The organism is Duganella sp. Root1480D1, from assembly GCF_001427305.1.
In the GTDB taxonomy this organism is placed as follows: domain Bacteria; phylum Pseudomonadota; class Gammaproteobacteria; order Burkholderiales; family Burkholderiaceae_D; genus Rugamonas.
Window position 1 is genome coordinate 96,474 of the sequence record NZ_LMFZ01000001.1, and the last position, 18,657, is coordinate 115,130.

21 protein-coding genes and 5 tRNA genes are annotated in these 18,657 nt (G+C 59.4%); 1 reads left to right on the forward strand and 25 read right to left on the reverse strand.

Translation table 11 applies throughout. The annotated features are described in order from the left end of the window. Nucleotides 1–22: 22 nt before the first annotated feature. A complete protein-coding gene (locus ASD58_RS00485) occupies nt 23–640 on the reverse strand; it encodes a TetR/AcrR family transcriptional regulator (protein ID WP_057258993.1) in 618 nt (205 codons plus the stop codon). A 93-nt stretch (nt 641–733) separates the two neighbouring features. On the opposite strand from ASD58_RS00485, the gene ASD58_RS00490 reads away from it, so the two are divergent. Next, nucleotides 734–2,155, forward strand: a complete 1,422-nt coding sequence (locus tag ASD58_RS00490; protein WP_057258995.1) for an efflux transporter outer membrane subunit — start codon at nt 734–736, stop codon at nt 2,153–2,155. Nucleotides 2,156–2,244: 89 nt separating this feature from the next. Here the strand turns inward: ASD58_RS00490 and ASD58_RS30985 are convergent, their stop codons facing one another. The 24 genes from ASD58_RS30985 to ASD58_RS00610 form a co-directional block, all read right to left on the reverse strand. Then, entirely contained in the window at nt 2,245–2,514 is a 270-nt protein-coding gene (locus ASD58_RS30985; RefSeq protein WP_156401088.1) for a hypothetical protein, read from the reverse strand. Between the two features lie 123 nt (nt 2,515–2,637). Beyond that, entirely contained in the window at nt 2,638–3,174 is a 537-nt protein-coding gene (locus ASD58_RS00495; RefSeq protein ID WP_156401089.1) for a hypothetical protein, read from the reverse strand. Between the two features lie 632 nt (nt 3,175–3,806). After that, nucleotides 3,807–4,010, reverse strand: a complete 204-nt coding sequence (locus ASD58_RS00500; RefSeq protein WP_057258999.1) for a hypothetical protein — start codon at nt 4,008–4,010, stop codon at nt 3,807–3,809. A gap of 490 nt (nt 4,011–4,500) precedes the next feature. After that, nucleotides 4,501–4,863 carry a hypothetical protein gene (locus ASD58_RS00510; RefSeq protein WP_057259004.1) on the reverse strand — a complete coding sequence of 121 codons (363 nt, stop codon included), beginning with the start codon at nt 4,861–4,863 and terminating at the stop codon, nt 4,501–4,503. A gap of 338 nt (nt 4,864–5,201) precedes the next feature. Further along, nucleotides 5,202–5,275: transfer RNA gene (locus tag ASD58_RS00515), tRNA-Cys, on the reverse strand. Between the two features lie 48 nt (nt 5,276–5,323). Then, nucleotides 5,324–5,399: transfer RNA gene (locus ASD58_RS00520), tRNA-Gly, on the reverse strand. 17 nt (nt 5,400–5,416) lie between these two features. Next, a tRNA-Gly gene (locus ASD58_RS00525) sits at nt 5,417–5,492 on the reverse strand. A 45-nt stretch (nt 5,493–5,537) separates the two neighbouring features. After that, nucleotides 5,538–5,613, reverse strand: a tRNA-Gly gene (locus ASD58_RS00530). A 91-nt stretch (nt 5,614–5,704) separates the two neighbouring features. Then, nucleotides 5,705–5,780: transfer RNA gene (locus ASD58_RS00535), tRNA-Gly, on the reverse strand. 80 nt (nt 5,781–5,860) lie between these two features. Beyond that, nucleotides 5,861–6,451 (reverse strand): CDP-diacylglycerol--glycerol-3-phosphate 3-phosphatidyltransferase, encoded by a 591-nt coding sequence (gene pgsA, locus ASD58_RS00540; RefSeq protein WP_055936323.1) that lies wholly within the window; start codon nt 6,449–6,451, stop codon nt 5,861–5,863. A gap of 65 nt (nt 6,452–6,516) precedes the next feature. Continuing rightward, nucleotides 6,517–8,370, reverse strand: a complete 1,854-nt coding sequence (gene uvrC / locus ASD58_RS00545; protein WP_057259007.1) for an excinuclease ABC subunit UvrC — start codon at nt 8,368–8,370, stop codon at nt 6,517–6,519. Continuing rightward, nucleotides 8,363–8,761: a holo-ACP synthase gene (acpS, locus tag ASD58_RS00550; RefSeq protein ID WP_057259009.1), complete on the reverse strand. Its 399-nt coding sequence runs from the start codon at nt 8,759–8,761 to the stop codon at nt 8,363–8,365. Before acpS ends, uvrC begins: the two co-directional genes overlap by 8 nt. Continuing rightward, the gene (gene pdxJ / locus ASD58_RS00555; RefSeq protein WP_057259011.1) at nt 8,758–9,516 is read right to left on the reverse strand and encodes a pyridoxine 5'-phosphate synthase; all 759 of its coding nucleotides are present in this window, start codon (nt 9,514–9,516) and stop codon (nt 8,758–8,760) included. Before pdxJ ends, acpS begins: the two co-directional genes overlap by 4 nt. Nucleotides 9,517–9,525: 9 nt before the next feature. Then, complete coding sequence (gene recO / locus ASD58_RS00560; RefSeq protein ID WP_082565147.1) at nt 9,526–10,359, reverse strand: DNA repair protein RecO; 834 nt, start codon at nt 10,357–10,359, stop codon at nt 9,526–9,528. Next, nucleotides 10,359–11,261 carry a GTPase Era gene (gene era / locus ASD58_RS00565; protein ID WP_057259013.1) on the reverse strand — a complete coding sequence of 301 codons (903 nt, stop codon included), beginning with the start codon at nt 11,259–11,261 and terminating at the stop codon, nt 10,359–10,361. The genes recO and era overlap by 1 nt, the downstream gene beginning before the upstream one ends. A gap of 18 nt (nt 11,262–11,279) precedes the next feature. Continuing rightward, nucleotides 11,280–12,068 carry a ribonuclease III gene (gene rnc / locus ASD58_RS00570; RefSeq protein WP_057259015.1) on the reverse strand — a complete coding sequence of 263 codons (789 nt, stop codon included), beginning with the start codon at nt 12,066–12,068 and terminating at the stop codon, nt 11,280–11,282. 6 nt (nt 12,069–12,074) lie between these two features. Next, nucleotides 12,075–12,452 (reverse strand): DUF4845 domain-containing protein, encoded by a 378-nt coding sequence (locus ASD58_RS00575; RefSeq protein WP_057259017.1) that lies wholly within the window; start codon nt 12,450–12,452, stop codon nt 12,075–12,077. A gap of 21 nt (nt 12,453–12,473) precedes the next feature. After that, nucleotides 12,474–13,403 carry a signal peptidase I gene (gene lepB, locus ASD58_RS00580; protein WP_057259019.1) on the reverse strand — a complete coding sequence of 310 codons (930 nt, stop codon included), beginning with the start codon at nt 13,401–13,403 and terminating at the stop codon, nt 12,474–12,476. Next, nucleotides 13,400–15,193, reverse strand: a complete 1,794-nt coding sequence (lepA, locus tag ASD58_RS00585; RefSeq protein ID WP_057259021.1) for a translation elongation factor 4 — start codon at nt 15,191–15,193, stop codon at nt 13,400–13,402. Before lepA ends, lepB begins: the two co-directional genes overlap by 4 nt. A 148-nt stretch (nt 15,194–15,341) precedes the next feature. Further along, nucleotides 15,342–15,584 (reverse strand): glutaredoxin family protein, encoded by a 243-nt coding sequence (locus ASD58_RS00590; protein ID WP_057259023.1) that lies wholly within the window; start codon nt 15,582–15,584, stop codon nt 15,342–15,344. Between the two features lie 118 nt (nt 15,585–15,702). Further along, on the reverse strand, nt 15,703–17,184 hold the full coding sequence (locus ASD58_RS00595) for a DegQ family serine endoprotease (RefSeq protein WP_057259025.1): 1,482 nt from the start codon (nt 17,182–17,184) through the stop codon (nt 15,703–15,705). A 106-nt stretch (nt 17,185–17,290) separates the two neighbouring features. Beyond that, nucleotides 17,291–17,590 carry a hypothetical protein gene (locus ASD58_RS00600; RefSeq protein WP_057259027.1) on the reverse strand — a complete coding sequence of 100 codons (300 nt, stop codon included), beginning with the start codon at nt 17,588–17,590 and terminating at the stop codon, nt 17,291–17,293. Nucleotides 17,591–17,599: 9 nt separating this feature from the next. Continuing rightward, entirely contained in the window at nt 17,600–18,178 is a 579-nt protein-coding gene (locus tag ASD58_RS00605) for a sigma-70 family RNA polymerase sigma factor (protein WP_057259029.1), read from the reverse strand. A gap of 24 nt (nt 18,179–18,202) precedes the next feature. Next, nucleotides 18,203–18,586, reverse strand: a complete 384-nt coding sequence (locus ASD58_RS00610; protein WP_156401090.1) for a protein YgfX — start codon at nt 18,584–18,586, stop codon at nt 18,203–18,205. Nucleotides 18,587–18,657 lie beyond the last annotated feature (71 nt).

Consider the following 18,657-nt stretch of genomic DNA (forward strand, 5'->3'; position numbering starts at 1 on the left):
CCGCATTTCGCTGTGGGTCTTGCTAAGGCGACAAACTCCGGAGCACCAGACTGGACAGTTGAAGCGGCGCCTCTTGCGCCGAGTCGAGGCCATATTGCAACAGGACCGGGTTCAGGTAAGGACGCATGACCAGGTAAATGGCAGTCACTGCCTCGTCGAGCGGTGTCTTGCGCTCGAAATCTTCCGTCTCGCGGCCTTGCCGCAGGATGTCCTGCAAAATGGACTGGATGCGCTGCTCATACATACGGGTGGCTTCCCAATTCCCCGTGGCCGCCGCCGCTGCAATATCGTAAAGTTTGCGATTTTCAAAAAACAGCCGCAGGCCAGATTCCACCACGGCCTTGAACATGCGGCGCAGCTTCTCTGGAGGCTTCTCGACCGCGTCGATGGCGGCCCTGACATCGGACTCGATCTCAGCCAGGCACGTCGCGCAAATCAACTCGCCAATCGCCTGCTTGGACTCGAAGAACTTATAGATATAGGCCTTGGAAAATCCGATCGATTTGGCCAGGTCGGAAACAGTGGTCTTTTCATAGCCATACAAACGGAAATGTTCGCTCGCCGCGGCGACGATCTGGGCACGTACTTCATGGTCGGCCGGGCCACGGGCCGGGCTGGGGGTAACGGTTGCTTTATTCATGACCGACAGCTTACCTCCTGATACCAATTTGCACAACGAGTGACCATTTCATGATACAGTCACTAGCAAAATCCTCCCCTGCGAAAGATATCCATGTTAAAAAACACACTTCTGATTTCGATCCTTGCGGGCTTCACAGCGGGCTGCGCAGTCGGGCCCGATTACGTTCGCCCGGATACCGGCCTTCCCCAGCACTATCTCGGCCAGGGGGCCAACGAACCGGCGGGCAGTGTAGTGCCCGCACCATCCAGCGCCTGGTGGGAGGGCTTTGACGACCCGCAACTGAGCCGCCTGATTACCCTCGCCCTGCGCCAGAATCTCGATATCGCCCAGGCCTCGGCCCGCATCACACAGGTCAAGGCAGGACTGGCGTCAGCCAATGCAGCACTCCTGCCGTCCGGCAGCATCAGCGGCCAGGCCGCCCGCGCCCACCAATCGCTGCAAACGCCTTTGGGCCAGATCTTGAATTCGACGCCAGGCTATGACCGCAATGGCAGCTCTTATGAGGTCAATCTCGGCGCATCGTGGGAACTCGACTTGTTTGGAGGCCTGCGCCGCGACCATGAGGCTGCGGTAGCCGAATACCAGGCTTCCGAGGCCGGTGCGGCAGCCGTACAATTGGCCGTGGCGGCCCAGACTGCCGACCTCTACATGACCATCCGCGGCCTGCAAATCCGGCTTGAAGTCGCCGGCAGGCAAATTCAGACACAGCAGGATCTGCTGGCCAAAATCAAGCAACTTTACGACCAGGGCTTGGCGGCCGAACTACAGGTACGGCAAACCGAGGGGGCGCTGGCGCAGGTACGAGCAACAGTACCTGTACTGCAAACAGGACTGGACGCGGCCATGAACGCACTGGACGTGATGCTCGGCAGCGCGCCGGGAACATACCGGCAGGACCTGACCGGCGCACGCGCCATGCTCCCAACCATCCCGCAGCTCGCTTCCACCGGGTCGCCACGCGACCTGCTCCGGCGCCGACCGGACCTGATCGTTGCCGAACGCCGCCTTGCGGCATCGAATGCCCGCATTGGAGCGGCCACCGCTGAATATTATCCAAAGCTGTCCCTGAGCGGACTGCTTGGCAGCTCAACGGCGATATCGGCAGGCAACCTGTTCTCAGGCAGTGCAAACCAGGCGGCAGGGGTACTGGGCCTGCGCTGGCGCCTGTTCGACTTCGCGCGCATCAACGCGCAAATTGAAGCCGCAAAAGGCCGCGAGGCCGAAGCGCTGGCGGCTTACCGCTTGGCTGCACTGCATGCCATGGAAGACGTGGAAAACGCCTTTTCCGCCCTGAGCAACCGTCAGCAGCAAGCGGGCATCCTGACCGATGGCGTGAACGCGCTTGAACAGGCGCGCGCCGCCTCGTTTGCCGCCTACCAGGAGGGAGTCGTGAGCCTGATTGAAGTGCTGCAGGCAGATGAAAATCTCCTGCGCGCCGCCGACATGCAAGCACAAGCACGGACCGAGTCAGCGCGTGCGGCCGTGGCAGCCTTCAAGGCACTCGGCGGTTGATGGCTGATGGCTTCGAGCAGCGATTTGTGGCTTCAGCGGCCTGAGTTGAGCAAGAATCGCTGGGTCGTTCCTGGGGTAGCTCAATGCTTTCAAATCAATCTTGATCGGTTGTATTCAGCCGTAATTGACTCTCCAGAATTCGCGTCATAGAACAGTACAAATGCAACATTGGCATCTCCTGTCGGATTATCTAAATGGGCCACAAAGGTCGAATCCTCCACGCTACCAATGTCAAGATTTAGGCGGCCAAGAATTTCGGCCACATTTCCCCACATTCCTTTCGGCATTTCGAATAGATCCAGCAAAAAGCTCTCACAATGCCTCAACTGTAACAATTTTGCGCAATTTTCAAGCATCATATCTAGATTCGCCTGTTCAACTGAGGGACTACTTCAAAAGTCAACAAGAGAATGACACCGATACATCCGGTGCACCTGGAGCCCCGCTGAAGCGATCTGTTAAATGAACCACGCTCCTCAGCGCTACCCGCCAGGGTTTCGGAATTTCCTTCGGACTCCCCTCGCGAGCACCCCAAATAGCGAAGTTAAGACACCTGCTATTGGAATCGAAACGAACAGAATTCCTTGGCTAACAACCTCTAGGCTCAGGGGCTGTACGGAATGTTGAAATGCTCTGTAGCGCACGTCGATTCGAGCGCCATCAGTTGTATGGGCTTCGATAATCTGCACGCCGGCCTTTTCAGTTACGGCGGAATATTCCCACGATCCACCATTAGTGACCGTTTTTTCCAGCGGCAGCAACAATGTCGAATCCGGATTTTTTTCGATGAATTGAGTCAAGTCAGCCAAAAGAACGGACTTAATCCGATCCCCGTCTGTGGGCAGTCTCACCATGACCCGAAACATCGGCGGCGATGGATCGCCGGGTGATATCTCACGCTCGCATTGTTGCAGAACGCATGCAATCTTCATTGCAGCAACTGTACTGGTCAAAAAAACTATCGGGGCGAACCATTTAGAGGCTAGCACTGTGAGCAGAATCAAGAGAAGTTTTTTCATTTTGGTCGACATCAGCGCAATAGGCGGATTCCTAGTACGAACGCAGGTACGGAACCGGCAATTCCCGCCAACAGTACAAACCACCAATGACGCAGATGGTCACCACTCCTAATCTGTCGCGCAACGAACCACGAAAGAAGGACCGGCTCGACGGTCATCGCACTGAGCATCAAGAATCCTGCCGCCATACTAGCCAATCGCGTTATTAGTTTTAATGTTAATTGGCTTGACCTCGAAAGGCATACTCCCACGGCGATCAAAGGAAACGCAACGTCCGGTAACAACTGCCACGTACACAACTTGTCGAACGCCGAGATCAGGAATGTCTACTGTCCTCGTGGAAGTCCACCGCTTGAGTGTATTGACTGACGAGTCCACTTTAGGCTTTCAATGGTCGCGGCGAAGTAGTACCGCTCGCCAACTTTAGAATCAAGCACTTACAGTCCTGCTACCCTAACGGCTACCGTGGAGCAGATTGGGATGAATCGAGCTTGCCGACCGGCCATCCAAAATCGCTTCCCAATTCATCAAGAATCCTGCTGACATATTCGACACTAACGACCAGCCTTGACGTCGGCCGCGCTACGCTAAAAGTCGAGGCGTAATCCGACCTTCTGAACCTCATGTATAGATTACCGGGTCACCTGCGGCAGTATTTCATAATTCACATAATAAACGCCAAATGCTAAAACCAACAAAAGAATAACACCGATAACGGAGAGCGCCGCTCGGACAGCTTTTTCCATCTTTGGCACACGCGCAAACATACCGAGCCTGTTCGCAAAAACAGTGATCGTAAGAAGAACAAAAATCATCCAAAAGACTGCCCTCGTCATATTACACGTCGTACCAATAAAATATTTCAGCAATAGAAATTAATGCGAAGAATAAAATCATTGGAATCCACGAAAACATCTCCAGAGACCACCCTACTGCCACGAGAAATAGAATCGTCGCAGCAGCATGTAAGTAAGCCTTTCCGGCTGGAGTCAAATAATGCTTCCTATCTTGGAGGAATTTCATATGCGACATTAATGCCCCTTTAATCATCAATTATTGCTTGCCACCGAGGCTTTCTCAAGATCATTGTGGCAGTCATTTTTAAATGGGATCCATAGACTGCGGTTCCACCCAGGAAACGCGTCTATCCGGTTCATGAACTCACGTTCAGTCATGCCCGGCGTTAATGAACCGTAATGCAAGGGGGTCATTGATGGCATCACTTTCAGCTGGAGTGACCTATGGGCTGATAGGACCTCACCTTCGATTCCCTGTTATGGCTTAGCTGCTAATTGTCATCGCCGCTGCATCTTGGGGTTGAGCGCGTCAGCCCCAAATGAACCATTCGGTCGCCTCGCCGATGTCATACACCGAGTGGTAAACCAAGCGCACCTCATTGGGGAAGCAAGAGGAACCAACTAGCTGAGCGCTTCTGTACTTCCCGAACTGAGTAGCGGAAGCACTGGCAGCGGCGACGAAGGCATCGCACTCAATGGCACTTGTCAAAACCGGTGACGCCAATTGGTATATCCCGGAGTAGTTGTGTCCATCGTACAGTTTCCGGAACTCCTGAACGCGTGAGATTGCGCTCGCCCGATCCTGTTCGAAGTACCCGAGCTTGACGCTCCCCTCGCAGCCAGCCAATAAAACCATGGAGAACCCAAACATCAAAAAGCGAATCAGTCGCATACAGACCCTAAGGTTTCCAACATTGTAAATTGGGAATATAGTACCCCTCCCCCTCAACGTCTGTCGACATCCTATGCCCAGATTGACGATGGCATGAAACAATCGCCGTTCTGATAGCCAAATTGGCATCGAAGCGCAACCGAGATGATAACGACAGCTATTTACTGGTCTGGCACAGGAGGTTCAGGTTGACAGACTGGGAGCGAATAGACAATTCTGGAACTATCGCACATCGGAGGTTCACAGGACCGACTACTCTTTACAAGCAAAAAAAAATCCCCGCCGTAGCGAGGATTTTCTTCAGATTTGCCGCTCACGGCAGCAAACCCTTGACGTTTTGGAGGCGAGGGCCGGAATCGAACCGGCGTACACGGCTTTGCAGGCCGCTGCATAACCATTTTGCTACCCCGCCAAAGGGGTCACACAAGAGCCGCGGCAGGTCGCGTGTCTCTTCGAATTCTGGAGCGGGAAAAGAGTCTCGAACTCTCGACCTCAACCTTGGCAAGGTTGCGCTCTACCAACTGAGCTATTCCCGCATTGGGCTTGAAATACCTGGAGCGGGAGAAGAGTCTCGAACTCTCGACCTCAACCTTGGCAAGGTTGCGCTCTACCAACTGAGCTACTCCCGCTTGGAGTGAATTTCAACTTTACTACTAACTGCTGCTCCAATGAACTGGAGCGGGAGAAGAGTCTCGAACTCTCGACCTCAACCTTGGCAAGGTTGCGCTCTACCAACTGAGCTACTCCCGCATTTCAGAGGAACCGCATTATCGCAGAAACATTCTCATATTTCCAGTGCGATTATTACTGCCTGGTTACCGCTTGTTGCCGATGACTTTTTTGGAGCGGGAGAAGAGTCTCGAACTCTCGACCTCAACCTTGGCAAGGTTGCGCTCTACCAACTGAGCTACTCCCGCTTCGCATCGCTGCGCCGTCATCAACAGCAGGCCAGCATTATAGATGAACTATGGACGCTGTCAAGGGGCAATATTGTTATTTACGATAAGTTGCCGGAACGTTCCTTGATCATGGGCCAGGCCTTCTTCAGGTAATAGAACATGGACCACACGGTCAGCACGCTGGCCAGCCACAGCAGCAGGTCGCCCCAGAAACGGGTATCGATGGCGCCCCACAGCACGTCGTAGTACAGCAGCATCGGGATGGCGCTCATTTGCGCCGCGGTTTTGATCTTGCCGATCGAGCTGACCGCCACCGATTTGGAGGCGCCAATCTGCGCCATCCACTCGCGCAGCGCAGAAATCGTGATTTCGCGGCCAATGATGATGAAGGCGACGATCGGGTGGCAGCGGCCGCCGTCCAGGTTGAGCAGCACCAGCAAGGCGCCCGCCACCATCAGCTTGTCGGCCACTGGGTCGAGGAAGGCGCCGAAGGCCGAGGTCTGGTTCCAGCGGCGGGCCAGGAAGCCGTCGAACCAGTCGGTAACGGCGGCAACAATGAAAATCAGCGTGGCGGCCAGGTTGCGTTCGTGCGGAGTAAGCCAGGTAACGGGGAGGTAGAACACGCCAACGACCAGGGGAATCAGCGCGACGCGCAACCAGGTCAGAAGGATCGGGATGTTGAAAGGCATATGCGGTGTATAAGAATTGTAATGACGCGCCGCTAGTGTATAACGGCGGCGCATTCAAAGCCACTCTAGTGCAATTGCCGGTAGATTTCTTCGGCCAGGGTGTCTGAAATACCCTCCACCGACTTCAGGTCCTCGATACTGGCATTCATCACGCCTTTCAGTCCGCCGAAGCGGGATAACAGCTTCTGGCGACGCTTGGCGCCGATGCCTTCGATCTCCTCCAGGCGCGAGGTCTGGCGGGCCTTGGCGCGCTTGGCACGCATGCCGGTGATGGCGAAGCGGTGCGCTTCATCGCGGATCATGGCCACCAGCATCAGGGCCGCGGATTCCTTGCCCAATTCCTGCGGCTGGCGGCCGTCGACAAAGACCAGCGTCTCCAGGCCGACACGCCTGCCCTCGCCTTTCGCCACGCCGACGATCAGGCTGATGTCCAGTCCCAGTTCGACAAACACCTGGCGCGCCATCTCGACCTGGCCCTTGCCGCCGTCGATCAGCACCACGTCCGGCATGACGCCGTCGCCGCCTGCCACCTTCTCGTAGCGGCGCGTCAGCACCTGGCGCATGGCGGCGTAATCGTCGCCCGGCGTGATGTCGTTGATGTTGTAGCGGCGGTATTCGCCGTTCTGCATCTGGTGATGGTGGAACACCACGCAGGAAGCCTGCGTCGCCTCGCCAGCCGTGTGCGAAATGTCGAAGCACTCCACGCGCAAAGTGTCGAGATCCTCGTTTTCCAGGCCCAGCACTTCGGCCAGGGCGCGGGTGCGGGCTTGCTGCGAACCCTGCTCGGACAAAAGCCGCGCCAGCGAGATCTCAGCCCCCTTTTGCGCCAGGTCCTGCCATTGGCGGCGCTGACCTTGCGGCTGGAAGATCAGGTGGATGCGGTGGCCGCACTGCTCCTGCAGCGCCAGGATCAATTCCGGCTGGTCGAATTCGATATTCAGGATCAGCGTGCCGGGGATGTTCTTTTCCGTGTAATGCTGCACCAGGAAGGCCGACAGCACTTCCTGCTCGATCGGCCGCTCGGCCACGACCTCGGCATCCATCACATGAGTCGGGAAGTAAGCGCGGTCACCCAGGTGGCGGCCGCCGCGCACCATGGCCAGGTTGACGCAGGCACGGCCGCCCTGCACCACCACGGCCAGGATATCGACGTCCTGGTCGCCGGTCGTTTCCATCGACTGCTGGTGCAGCACCTTGGACAGCGACTGGATGCGGTTGCGCACTACTGCCGCCTGCTCGAATTTGAGCTCGGTGGCGTAGGCCAGCATCTTCTGCTCCAGTTCTTCCAACACCTCGGACTGGCGGCCGCGCAGGAAACGGGCAGCGTTGTTGACGTCGTTGCGGTAGTCCTCTGCCGCAATCAGGCCAACGCAAGGACCGCTGCAACGGCCAATCTGGTGCAGCAGGCAGGGGCGCGTGCGGTTCATGTACACGCTGTCCTCGCAGGTGCGCAACATGAAAACCTTTTGCAGGATCTGCATCGATTCCTTCACCGCCCACGACGATGGGAACGGGCCGAAATACTGGTGCTTGCGATCGACCGCGCCGCGGTAATACACCATGCGCGGAATTTCGTCGCCCGTGATCTTCAGGTAGGGATAGCTTTTATCGTCGCGAAACAGGATGTTGTAGCGCGGCTGCAGGGCCTTGATCAGGTTATTTTCCAGGATCAGGGCTTCGGCCTCGCTGCGCGTGACCGTGGTCTCCAGGCGCGCAATACGTTCGACCATCAGCGCAATGCGCGGGCTCGACAAATTCTTCTGGAAATAGCTCGAGACACGCTTTTTCAGGTCGCGTGCCTTGCCTACGTAAAGCACCTTGTCTTCGGCGTCGAAGTAGCGGTACACGCCGGGCAGGTTTGGCAGCTTGGCAACAGTGGCCAGCACCTGTTCGCGTGGATCTTGGGTTTCTTCAGTCATTCGCTCGCTCGACGATCGCATAGGCGACCGCGTAATCCTCTTCATCGCTCACGGAGATATGGGCGACCAGCCCGTTCTGCAACATGAATTCGCCCAGTGCGCCGCTGCAGGCCATATAGGGCTTGCCCAAATCATCATTGAGCAGTTGCGCGGTATGCCAGGTCATCGGCGGGCGCAAACCGAGGCCGAGCGCCTTGGAAAAGGCTTCCTTGGCCGCGAAGCGGGTGGCGGCATAGCGCACCCCGCGCAGCGGGCTGCGGGCGCAGCGCTCCTGGTAAACCGCGAATTCTTCGCGACCGAGGATCTTGCGTGCAAAGCGCTCGCCGCTGCGTTCCAGTGCGGCGGCAATGCGGGGGACTTTGCTGACGTCCGTCCCGATCCCATAGATCATTTTGCGCCCAGGCGGGTCGACACCATGATCGCCTTCATCTCGCGCACGGCATTTCCCCAGCCGGCGAAGATCGAATGCGCCACGATGGCGTGGCCGATATTCAGTTCCGCGATCTCGGGAATGGCGGCAATCGCCTGCACATTGGTGTAGTGCAGGCCGTGGCCGGCGTTGACCTTCAGGCCGTTCTGCACGCCCCAGCGCACGCCATCCTTGATGCGTTGCAGTTCGCGCGCTTGCGCCTCGCCTTCGGCATCGGCGTAAGCGCCGGTGTGCAGCTCGATCACCGGAGCGCCAATGGCGGCGGCGGCCTTGATCTGCTCTTCATCGGCGTCGATGAACAGGGATACGCGGATGCCCTCCCCTTGCAACTGTTTGACGGCCGCTGCCACTTCCTTGTGGAAGCGCACCACATCCAGGCCGCCTTCGGTAGTGATTTCGGTGCGTTTTTCCGGCACCAGGCAAACGTCGGCCGGCTTGATGCGGCAGGCGAAGTCGATCATTTCCTGGGTGACGGCCGCTTCCAGGTTCATGCGGGTCACCAGTTGCGGCGCCAGTGCGATCACGTCGGCATCCTTGATGTGGCGGCGGTCTTCGCGCAGGTGCAGGGTGATGCAGTCGGCGCCGGCCTGCTCGGCCAGCAGCGCGGCACGGATCGGGTCGGGATACACGGTGCCGCGCGCATTGCGCAGCGTGGCGACGTGGTCGATGTTCACGCCAAGGTCGATGACAGTGCCGGAAGGAGACAGGAAGCTCATATTCTTTTCTTAAAGTTGCAGCAAATCGATCAATATCTGGCGCGTGTTCAATGGCGCGCCGCCAAGGTGCCAGGACAACAGGTAGCGCATCAACTGCTTGCTTTGCGCCTGCGTCGCCGGGTCGGCATAATCCTCGCGCTCCATGTCCAGCAAGGTCTTGCCGGCGACGCGCGGCGCAGTATCCTCATCGCGCTCGGGACGCGGGCCGCGATCGGGATCCACCACATAATGTACATCGGCCAGCACTTTCGTGCGCGAGGCGGTGCAGCGCGTCAGGTCGGCCGCTACGCCGGTCTCCTTCAGCAATGCCATTTCGAACTTGCGCAGCACGATCGGCGCCGGTTCGTTGTGGGCCAGCTGGTTGAGGGTGGAGACGTAATGGTCGAACAGCTTCGCATGCGCGTCATCGCGCGCAGTCAGCTTGACCAGCAATTCGTTCAGGTAGAAGCCGCACAGCAGCGCGGTCTTTTCAAGCGGCAGCATGCCGCCAACCCAATCGGCATCGGTCAGCGTGCGCAGCTCGTTCTTGCCGGTCCAGCCGGTAGTCAGCGGCTGGAAGGTTTGCAGCACGCCGCGCAACTGGGAATGCGGGCGCTTGGCGCCCTTCGCAATCAGGGCCACCCGTCCAAAGTCGCGCGTGAACAGCTCGACGATGAGCGAAGTTTCCTTGTAGGGATAAGAATGCAGCACAAATGCCGGCTGCCCGGCCACGCGGGTGCCGACAGTGCGCTGCTGCCCCGGCGCACGGCGCTTTGGCGCCGGCGGGGCTGGTACCGCCGCGCTCGTGTCACCCCTGGGGTCAGACCCCAACTGTGACACGGGCTCGGCTGTCAGGACAGGCATTATTCGTAGCCGTATGCGCGCAGGCCGGCTTCGTTGTCGGCCCAGCCGGATTTCACTTTCACCCAGATCTCGAGGTAGACCGGGCCGCCGAACAGCTTTTCCATGTCCTGGCGGGCCTGGGTGCTGACTTCTTTCAGGCGCGCGCCCTTGTTACCGATGATCATGGACTTGTGGCTGTCGCGTTCCACCAGGATGGCGGCGAAGATGCGGCGCAGGTTGCCTTCCTGTTCGAATTTCTCGATCAGCACGGTGCTGGTGTAAGGCAGCTCGTCGCCCACGAAGCGGAACAGCTTTTCGCGCACGATTTCCGACGCCAGGAATTTCTCGCTGCGGTCGGTAATATCGTCTTCGCCGAAAATCGGCTCGTTTTCCGGCAAGTACTTCTTGATCTCGTTCTGCAACCCATCGAGCTGGAAGCGCAGCTTGGCGCTCACCGGCACAATCGCGGTGAACTGGAACTTTTCGGCGATCTGCTGCGCAAACGGCATCAGCACTGCCTTGTCCTTCACGCGGTCGGACTTGTTGATCACCAGGATCACCGGCACGTTTTTCGGCAGCAGGTCCATCACCTGCTGGTCGGCCGGGCCGAAGGTGCCCGCCTCCACGATGTACAGGATCAGGTCCGACGATTCCAGCGTATTGGTGACGGTTTTGTTCAGCGTCTTGTTCAGCGCGTTCGAATGGCGGGTCTGGAAGCCCGGCGTATCGACGTAGATGAACTGGGCGTCCGACACGGTCTGGATGCCGGTGATGCGGTGGCGCGTGGTCTGCGCCTTGCGCGAGGTGATGCTGACCTTGGCGCCGATCAGCGTATTCATCAGGGTCGACTTGCCAACGTTCGGGCGGCCGACAATGGCGATGTATCCGCAGCGGAAGCCGGCGGGAGTAGGTGCACTAGTCATGATGCAAACTCAATTCAGTTATTGTTTGGCGAGCTTCTTGTCCGCCGCCGTTTCGCCCTGGACCGTGGCGATGCCGGCCAACTTGAGCTGGGCCGAGCGCTGGCGCGGCTTGCGGCCAGCGGATGGGGCTTTCTTCAGCGCTTCCTCGGCGACTTCCAGCGCCAGCTTGGCAGCGGCCTGCTCGCCGGCGCGGCGGCTGCCGCCACGCCCGAACACCTGGATGCCCAGCTTGGGCACCAGGCACTCGATCTCGAATTCCTGGCTGTGCGCGGCGCCGTGGGTGGCAACCACGTTATACAGCGGCAGCGAGATCTTCTTCGACTGCAGGAACTCCTGCAGCAGGGTCTTGGCATCCTTGCCCAGGGTCTGCGGGTCGACCGAGTCCAGGATCGGGATGTAGAAGGCGCGGATCACCGCCGCAGCCTTGTCGAAGCTGCCATCCAGGTAGATGGCGCCCAGCAGGGCTTCCAGCGTGTCGGCCAGGATCGACGGGCGGCGGAAACCGCCCGATTTCAGTTCGCCCTCGCCCAGGCGCAGGAACTGCGACAGTTCCAGCTTCTGGGCGATTTCGAACAGGGATTGCTGCTTGACCAGGTTGGCGCGCACGCGCGAGAGGTCGCCCTCATCGAGGGAGTTGTAACGTTCGTACAGGATGGAGGCGACCACGCAGTTAAGGATCGAGTCGCCAAGGAATTCCAGCCGTTCGTTATGCAAACTGCTGTGGCTACGGTGCGTCAAGGCCTGCTGGAGCAATCCAGCATCCTGGAACGTATAGCCCAACCTGGTTTGCAATAACTGTAAATTCATCACTTATTATTCAACCTTTTGCTTTGCCCCAGCCTTTTTGGTCGTGCCCTCATACTCCATCAGGAGACTGGCAGGACCAACCAGGGGAATCTTCTTCTCATACGCGAAACTGACGTCGAACTCGGAGCCGTTGCGTTCGATCAGCAGGTCGCGCGAAGTAATCGAGGTGATATAACCTACCTGCGCGCTCCTGTCGAAGGATTCCTGGACCCCCTTCACCGAATCGCCGCCATCTTTTTTGGCACGATCGATGGCTCCGGCGATGGCACGGTACTCGATGAAGGTCGGAAGAACCTGTGCACCGATCAAACCGAGTACACCCAGGATGGCGATGACAATAATCAGGCCAATCAGGCTAATGCCACGTTCACGCTGCTTGCGCATATGTTTTGCTCCCCTATCTGCTCAGCGGATGCCGCCGAGACGATCAAAATTGAAATTACCCAGGTTCATCCAGACGAAGAAAGCTTTGCCAACGATATTCTTGTCCGGCACGAAACCCCAGATACGGCTGTCGGCACTATTGTCCCGATTGTCGCCCATCATAAAGTAATTTCCTTCAGGAACTACACACGAGAAACCTTCGTAGTTATAAGTGCATGCCTCGCGGTGCGGATAATTGTCGTCCACCTGGCCAATCTGGACCGGCGGCATCTTCTCGTTGTTCAGGATACGGTGCTGCACGTCACCAAGCTGCTCGGTGAACTGTTTCTGGTAAGTAAGAGTGCCTTCCTCCAGATAATCTTCCATCGGGGTATAGCCGATCACCTGGCCATTCACTGTTAAGCGCTTGTTTTGATAAACAATTTTATCACCCGGCACACCGATCACCCGCTTGATGTAATCCTGGCTCATGTCCTTCGGATACTTGAACACCATCACGTCGCCGCGCTGCGGGTCGTTAAGCTGCACCACCTTCTTGTTCAGGATAGGCAGGCGGATGCCGTAGGTGTACTTGTTCACCAGGATCAGGTCGCCCACCAGCAGGGTCGGCACCATCGACGACGATGGGATCTTGAACGGTTCCCACAGGAAGGAACGCAGGAAGAACACCAGCGCGATCACCGGGAAGAAGCTGCCCGAATATTCGATCCAGGTCGGCTGGCGCAGGATGTCCGCTTCCAGCTTGGAGCGGGCATTGCCCTGCTCGTCCATGCGGATGCCGTTGGCGGCCGAACGCGCCATGCGCTCGTCGTATTCGACCAGCGCCTTGTTGGCGGCAGCGCGGCGCTGCCTGGAGAACACCACCAGGTCGAGGACCCAGATGATCCCCGTCACCACCATCAGGACGAACAGGATTAAAGCGAAATTGCCCAGGATGGATTGCAGTGTCATTTCTCGTCCACTTGAAGGATTGCCAGGAATGCCTCTTGCGGGATCTCCACGGAGCCCACTTGTTTCATGCGTCGCTTACCAGCTTTTTGCTTCTCGAGCAGTTTCTTCTTACGGCTGATGTCGCCGCCGTAGCACTTGGCCAGCACGTTCTTGCGCATCGCCTTCACGTTTTCACGCGAGATGATGTTGGAGCCGATGGCCGCCTGGATCGCCACGTCGAACATCTGGCGCGGGATCAGTTCGCGCATCTTGGCCGCCACGGCACGGCCGCGGTATGGCGCATTGGCGCGGTGCACGATGATGGCCAGCGCGTCGACTTTTTCGCTGTTGATCAGCATGTCGACCTTGACCACGTCGGCGGCGCGGTTTTCCTTGAACTCGTAGTCCATCGAGGCGTAGCCGCGCGAAGTCGACTTCAGCTTGTCGAAGAAGTCCAGCACGATTTCGGCCATCGGCATCTCGTACACCAGTTTCACCTGGCGGCCATGGTAGGCCATGTCCATCTGGATGCCGCGCTTGCCGATACACAGGGTAATCACGGAGCCGACATACTCTTGCGGCATGTACAGGTTGACCGTGACGATCGGCTCGCGCACTTCGTTGATATGGCTCGGGTCCGGCATGCGCGACGGGTTGTCGACGTGGATCACGGTGCCGTCGCGCATTTCGACCTCATACACCACGGTCGGCGCCGTGGTGATCAGGTCCATGTCGAACTCACGCTCCAGGCGCTCCTGCACGATTTCCATGTGCAGCAGGCCAAGGAAGCCGCAGCGGAAGCCGAAGCCCAGCGCTTGCGACACTTCAGGCTCGTACATCAGGGCGGCGTCGTTCAGCTTCAGCTTTTCCAGCGAGTCGCGCAGCGCGTCATACTGGTTGGCTTCCACCGGGAACAGGCCGGCAAACACCTGCGGCTGCACTTCCTTGAAGCCTGGCAGCGGTGCCGGGGCGCCGTTTTTCTCGTGGGTGATCGTGTCGCCGACGCGGGCGGCTTTCAGTTCCTTGATGCCGGCGATCACAAAGCCAACCTGGCCTGCGGTCAACTGCGGCAGCGAGACCGAGCGCGGCGAGAAGATACCGAGGTCTTCCACCAGCTGCACCGAGTCGGTCGCCATCAGGCGAATCTTTTCTTTAGGGCGCAGGGTGCCGTTCACCACGCGCACCAGCATCACCACGCCCACATAGGCGTCGTACCAGGAGTCGATGATCAGTGCCTGCAGCGGTGCTTCCGGGTCGCCCTTCGGCGGCGGCACCTTGGCGATGACCGATTCCAGCACGTCTTCCACGCCCAGGCCGGTCTTGGCCGAGCAGTGCACCGCATCGCCGGCCTCAATGCCGATCACGTCTTCGATTTCCGCGATGGCGGTTGGCGGGTCGGCGTTCGGCAGGTCGATCTTGTTCAGCACCGGCACCACTTCCACGCCCAGGTCGAGCGCGGTGTAGCAGTTGGCCACGGTCTGCGCTTCCACGCCCTGCGACGCGTCCACCACCAGCAGCGCGCCTTCGCAGGCGGACAGCGAACGGCTGACTTCATAGGAGAAGTCGACGTGGCCCGGGGTGTCGATCAGGTTCAGGTTGTAGATCTCGCCATTGCGCGCCTTGTATTTCAGGGCTGCGGTCTGGGCTTTGATGGTGATGCCGCGTTCACGTTCCAGGTCCATGGAGTCCAGGACCTGCGCTTCCATCTCGCGGTCGGACAGGCCGCCGCACAGCTGGATGATGCGATCCGCCAGCGTGGACTTGCCGTGGTCAATGTGGGCGATGATGGAAAAATTGCGAATGTTGTTCATTAAAAATCGAAACGAGCTATAACAAAAAGGCGCTCGAGCGCCTTTTTATGGAAATCAATGCAAGGGTAACCCCCGGCATTTTACCGGATTTCAGAGGGGAAAGCCGGATTTCTAGAGGAGGGACTGTGAAATACTGCTATTTAAGCAATCATTTCGACAACACGGCACGCACTTTGGCTTCATCCAGGAAGTAATGACAGAGCTCCGGCTCGCTCAATTCGGCAAACAGCACCGGCACCAGCTCATCGAATCGCGCCACCAGCGCCTCATCGGCATCGACGTCGATCACCTCGACGGTGAACGGCCGTTCCGGGGTTTGCAGGGCATTCAGGGCTGCCAGCATGTCTTCGCACAGGTGGCAGTAGGAGCGGGAATAGAGCGTGAAGTGCATTCAGTGTTTGCGTGGGCAGGGCTGCACCCCCTCGGGCGCGGGCTGCCATTGTAGCGCGCCGGGCCGCGGGCTTGCCGCCTTCGGGAGCGACAAACACGCGGCCGCGGCGGGCGCCGGCTTACTTGGAGGCTGGCGCCGGACGCAGCGAGAAATGCTGCGCCTGGTTGCCGCGGCGCACCAGCACGGCAGCGGCACGCTTCGGATCGAGCTTGGCCACGGCAGCATTGAACTGCTTGGCATCGACGATGTCCTGGTTATTCAGCATCAGCAGGACATCGCCCTGGCGCAGGCCTGCAGCTTCGGCCGGGCCGTCGGTGTCCTCGACGATCACGCCGCCGCTCACGCCCAGTTCGCGCTTCTGGGCCGCAGTCAGGTCGCTGACCACGAAGCCGAGCGCATTGGCCGCGGTAGCCGGCGCCTCATCCTTCTTCTCGCCCTTTTTGCCGCCGGTGCGGCCAGCCACCTTGTTGTCCGGATCGGCCTCGCCCACGGTCACATGCACATCGGCCGGAGCGCCCTTGCGCCATACGGTCAGGGTCGCCTTGCTGCCCGGCGCGGTGCCCAGCACCATGCGGGTCAGGTCGGCAAAGCGGTCGATTTCCTTGCCGTTGTACTTGATGACCACGTCGCCTACGCGCAGGCCGCCTTTGTCGGCCGGGCTGCCCGGCTCGACCTGGGTCACCTCCGCGCCCTTGTTGTTCTTCAAGCCCAGCGATTCGGCCACATCCTTGTTCAATTCGCCGATCTGCACGCCAAGGCGGCCGCGGGTCACCTTGCCCGACTTCTTCAACTGCTCGGCCACGCGCATCGCCTCGTCGATCGGGATCGCGAAGGAAATGCCGTTATAACCGCCCGACAGGGTCGCGATCTGCGAATTGATGCCGATCACCTCGCCCCGCATATTGATCAGCGGGCCGCCGGAGTTGCCGGGATTGACTGCCACGTCGCTCTGGATCAGCGGCAGCAGGTCGCCGGTGTCGCGCGCCTTGGCCGAGATAATGCCGGAGGTCACGGTGTTTTCCAGGTTGAACGGCGAACCGATCGCAATCACCCACTCGCCCACGCGGGACTTGTTCGGGTCGCCAATCGTCAGGTAAGGCAGCTTGCCGCCGCTATCGATCTTCAGCACGGCCACGTCGGCACGCGCGTCGGCGCCCAGCACCTTGGCCTTGAATTCACGCTTGTCGGTCAGCGTGACATAGACCTCGTCGGCGCCATCGACCACGTGGGCATTGGTCAGCACGTAGCCATCGGCCGACACCACAAAGCCGGAACCGATGCCGCGCTGGATTTCCTGGCCCGGGGTTGGCAGGTTGCGGCGGCGCGGCGACTGGCCGCGCGGCATCTGGCCGCCAAAGAAGCGGCGCAGGAATTCCTGCATTTCATCGGCTTGGCCGGCCGCGTCGACGTCCTTCTGGGTAATGCGTTCGGTAGTACGGATATTCACGACTGCCGGGCCGACTCGCTCGACGAGATCGGCAAAGTCCGGCAAACCGGCCACGGCGGGAGCCGCCGCATAGGCGGGCGCGAAACCGGCAACGGCTGGCAGGCCGAGGGAGGCTGCACTGAGGACCAGCGCAGAAATCATGGTTTTTTTCATGGTTGCGTTCAGTGAAAGTCAATGAAGAACAAGCAATATAAATCAGCTTCGCGTTAAACGGGAGCCGGATATTGTGACGATATGTTGCGGGCAACCCTGCGATGTTTCAAGAGGCCGCTTCAACCGCCTCCGAACCCTGTCCCGCTCCGCTTGCCGGCTCGTCCGTCTTGCCCGTCCCGCCTGCAACGCCCATCTGTTCGCCCTTGCCTGCCACCTGCCCGCTGGGTTCGGCCGGCGCCGGTCCCGGCCGGCCGCCCTGCCCGAGCGCGTCCAGCGCTGCCGCCAGCCGCGCCTGGAAGCCAGCGCTCGGCTCGACTTCAGCCACGCTCTGCCGCAAAGCCTCCCCGATCACCGCATTGACCTGGGCGCCCACGGCTATTTCATCGTCATCCGGCAGCACAATCATTACCCCTCCTCACCAACGCTTATCGACAGGCAAATCCAGCAAAGGCCGCAAGCGCCGTGCAATCGCTTCCCGCGCCCGAAAAATCCGGCTGCGCACGGTTCCCAGCGGACACTCCATGATTTGCGCAATTTCCTCATAACTCAAGCCCTCGATTTCCCGCAACACGATGGCAGTCCGCAATTCCAGCGGCAACGCCATCAGGGCGGCATCAATCGCCAGCATGACCTGCTTGCTGAGCAACATCGACTCCGGCGTCCCGATCTCCGGCACCGGGGCCGGCAGCTGGGACGGCGCCACGCCCTGCGGCGCGCTGCGCTGCCGCCGCCGCAATATCGCATTGCGCGCCCCGTTCAGGGCAATCCGGTACAGCCAGGTGTAAAACGCCGCCTCGCCTCGAAAACGCGGCAAAGCCCGGTAGGCTTTGAGGAAGGTCTCCTGCACCACATCTTCCGCTTCGGCTGGATCGCGCAGCAGCCGCAGCACCAGCCGCAACAAGCGCCGCTGGTAGCGCGCCACCAGCAGGTCGAACGCCGTCCGCTCCCCTGCCCGGGCCCGCTCCACCAGCTCACGATCTGGGTCCACCTTCATAAGAGCAGCCCCGCGAAGATTGGTTCACATTTTTTGAAGCTGGGTCCGCACTGCGGCCTGCAAGCGGCGCCACCCGCCGTCCGCAACAGAATCCTGCAGCAGGGCCAGCCAGAGGCGCTGGCCTCCCTCCAGCTCCAGGTGCAGCAGCAAGGCACCCGGCCAGGCTGTGCAACCGTCCAGCAAGCGTGCCCTGCACTGCTTCCGGTATACCGTCAGCAGGATTTCTCCGACACCGGAAATATCAATGTGGCTGCAATTGACTTCGCGCCGCAGGCTCGCCAACATCGCTGCCGCCAGCAAGGGCTGCCCGCTCCATGCGCCGACGGCCAGCACGGACGCAACAATCCCTGCCCGCAAAACGCGCAGGCATGGCGACGGACGAACAGCGACAGATGCCGCGATCGACATAGGAATAAATGAGTTGGGGGTACAGCAGAAGCGCTCGCCCCGGCACTAAGACCAGGGCGAGGCTTGGAAGT

Bases quoted from the DNA above. Each gene is read 5' to 3' on its own strand.
- recO (WP_082565147.1), bottom strand. From the start codon at position 10,359: ATGCCTGTCCTGACAGCCGAGCCCGTGTCACAGTTGGGGTCTGACCCC.
- ASD58_RS00575 (WP_057259017.1), bottom strand. From the start codon at position 12,452: ATGCGCAAGCAGCGTGAACGTGGCATTAGCCTGATTGGCCTGATTATT.
- ASD58_RS00490 (WP_057258995.1), top strand. From the start codon at position 734: ATGTTAAAAAACACACTTCTGATTTCGATCCTTGCGGGCTTCACAGCG.
- ASD58_RS00600 (WP_057259027.1), bottom strand. From the start codon at position 17,590: ATGATTGTGCTGCCGGATGACGATGAAATAGCCGTGGGCGCCCAGGTC.
- ASD58_RS00610 (WP_156401090.1), bottom strand. From the start codon at position 18,586: ATGTCGATCGCGGCATCTGTCGCTGTTCGTCCGTCGCCATGCCTGCGC.
- ASD58_RS00510 (WP_057259004.1), bottom strand. From the start codon at position 4,863: ATGCGACTGATTCGCTTTTTGATGTTTGGGTTCTCCATGGTTTTATTG.
- pgsA (WP_055936323.1), bottom strand. From the start codon at position 6,451: ATGCCTTTCAACATCCCGATCCTTCTGACCTGGTTGCGCGTCGCGCTG.
- ASD58_RS00595 (WP_057259025.1), bottom strand. From the start codon at position 17,184: ATGAAAAAAACCATGATTTCTGCGCTGGTCCTCAGTGCAGCCTCCCTC.
- ASD58_RS00485 (WP_057258993.1), bottom strand. From the start codon at position 640: ATGAATAAAGCAACCGTTACCCCCAGCCCGGCCCGTGGCCCGGCCGAC.
- lepA (WP_057259021.1), bottom strand. From the start codon at position 15,193: ATGAACAACATTCGCAATTTTTCCATCATCGCCCACATTGACCACGGC.
- ASD58_RS00500 (WP_057258999.1), bottom strand. From the start codon at position 4,010: ATGACGAGGGCAGTCTTTTGGATGATTTTTGTTCTTCTTACGATCACT.
- ASD58_RS00605 (WP_057259029.1), bottom strand. From the start codon at position 18,178: ATGAAGGTGGACCCAGATCGTGAGCTGGTGGAGCGGGCCCGGGCAGGG.
- acpS (WP_057259009.1), bottom strand. From the start codon at position 8,761: ATGATCTATGGGATCGGGACGGACGTCAGCAAAGTCCCCCGCATTGCC.
- rnc (WP_057259015.1), bottom strand. From the start codon at position 12,068: ATGAATTTACAGTTATTGCAAACCAGGTTGGGCTATACGTTCCAGGAT.
- uvrC (WP_057259007.1), bottom strand. From the start codon at position 8,370: ATGACTGAAGAAACCCAAGATCCACGCGAACAGGTGCTGGCCACTGTT.
- ASD58_RS30985 (WP_156401088.1), bottom strand. From the start codon at position 2,514: ATGATGCTTGAAAATTGCGCAAAATTGTTACAGTTGAGGCATTGTGAG.
- ASD58_RS00495 (WP_156401089.1), bottom strand. From the start codon at position 3,174: ATGAAAAAACTTCTCTTGATTCTGCTCACAGTGCTAGCCTCTAAATGG.
- lepB (WP_057259019.1), bottom strand. From the start codon at position 13,403: ATGACACTGCAATCCATCCTGGGCAATTTCGCTTTAATCCTGTTCGTC.
- pdxJ (WP_057259011.1), bottom strand. From the start codon at position 9,516: ATGAGCTTCCTGTCTCCTTCCGGCACTGTCATCGACCTTGGCGTGAAC.
- ASD58_RS00590 (WP_057259023.1), bottom strand. From the start codon at position 15,584: ATGCACTTCACGCTCTATTCCCGCTCCTACTGCCACCTGTGCGAAGAC.
- era (WP_057259013.1), bottom strand. From the start codon at position 11,261: ATGACTAGTGCACCTACTCCCGCCGGCTTCCGCTGCGGATACATCGCC.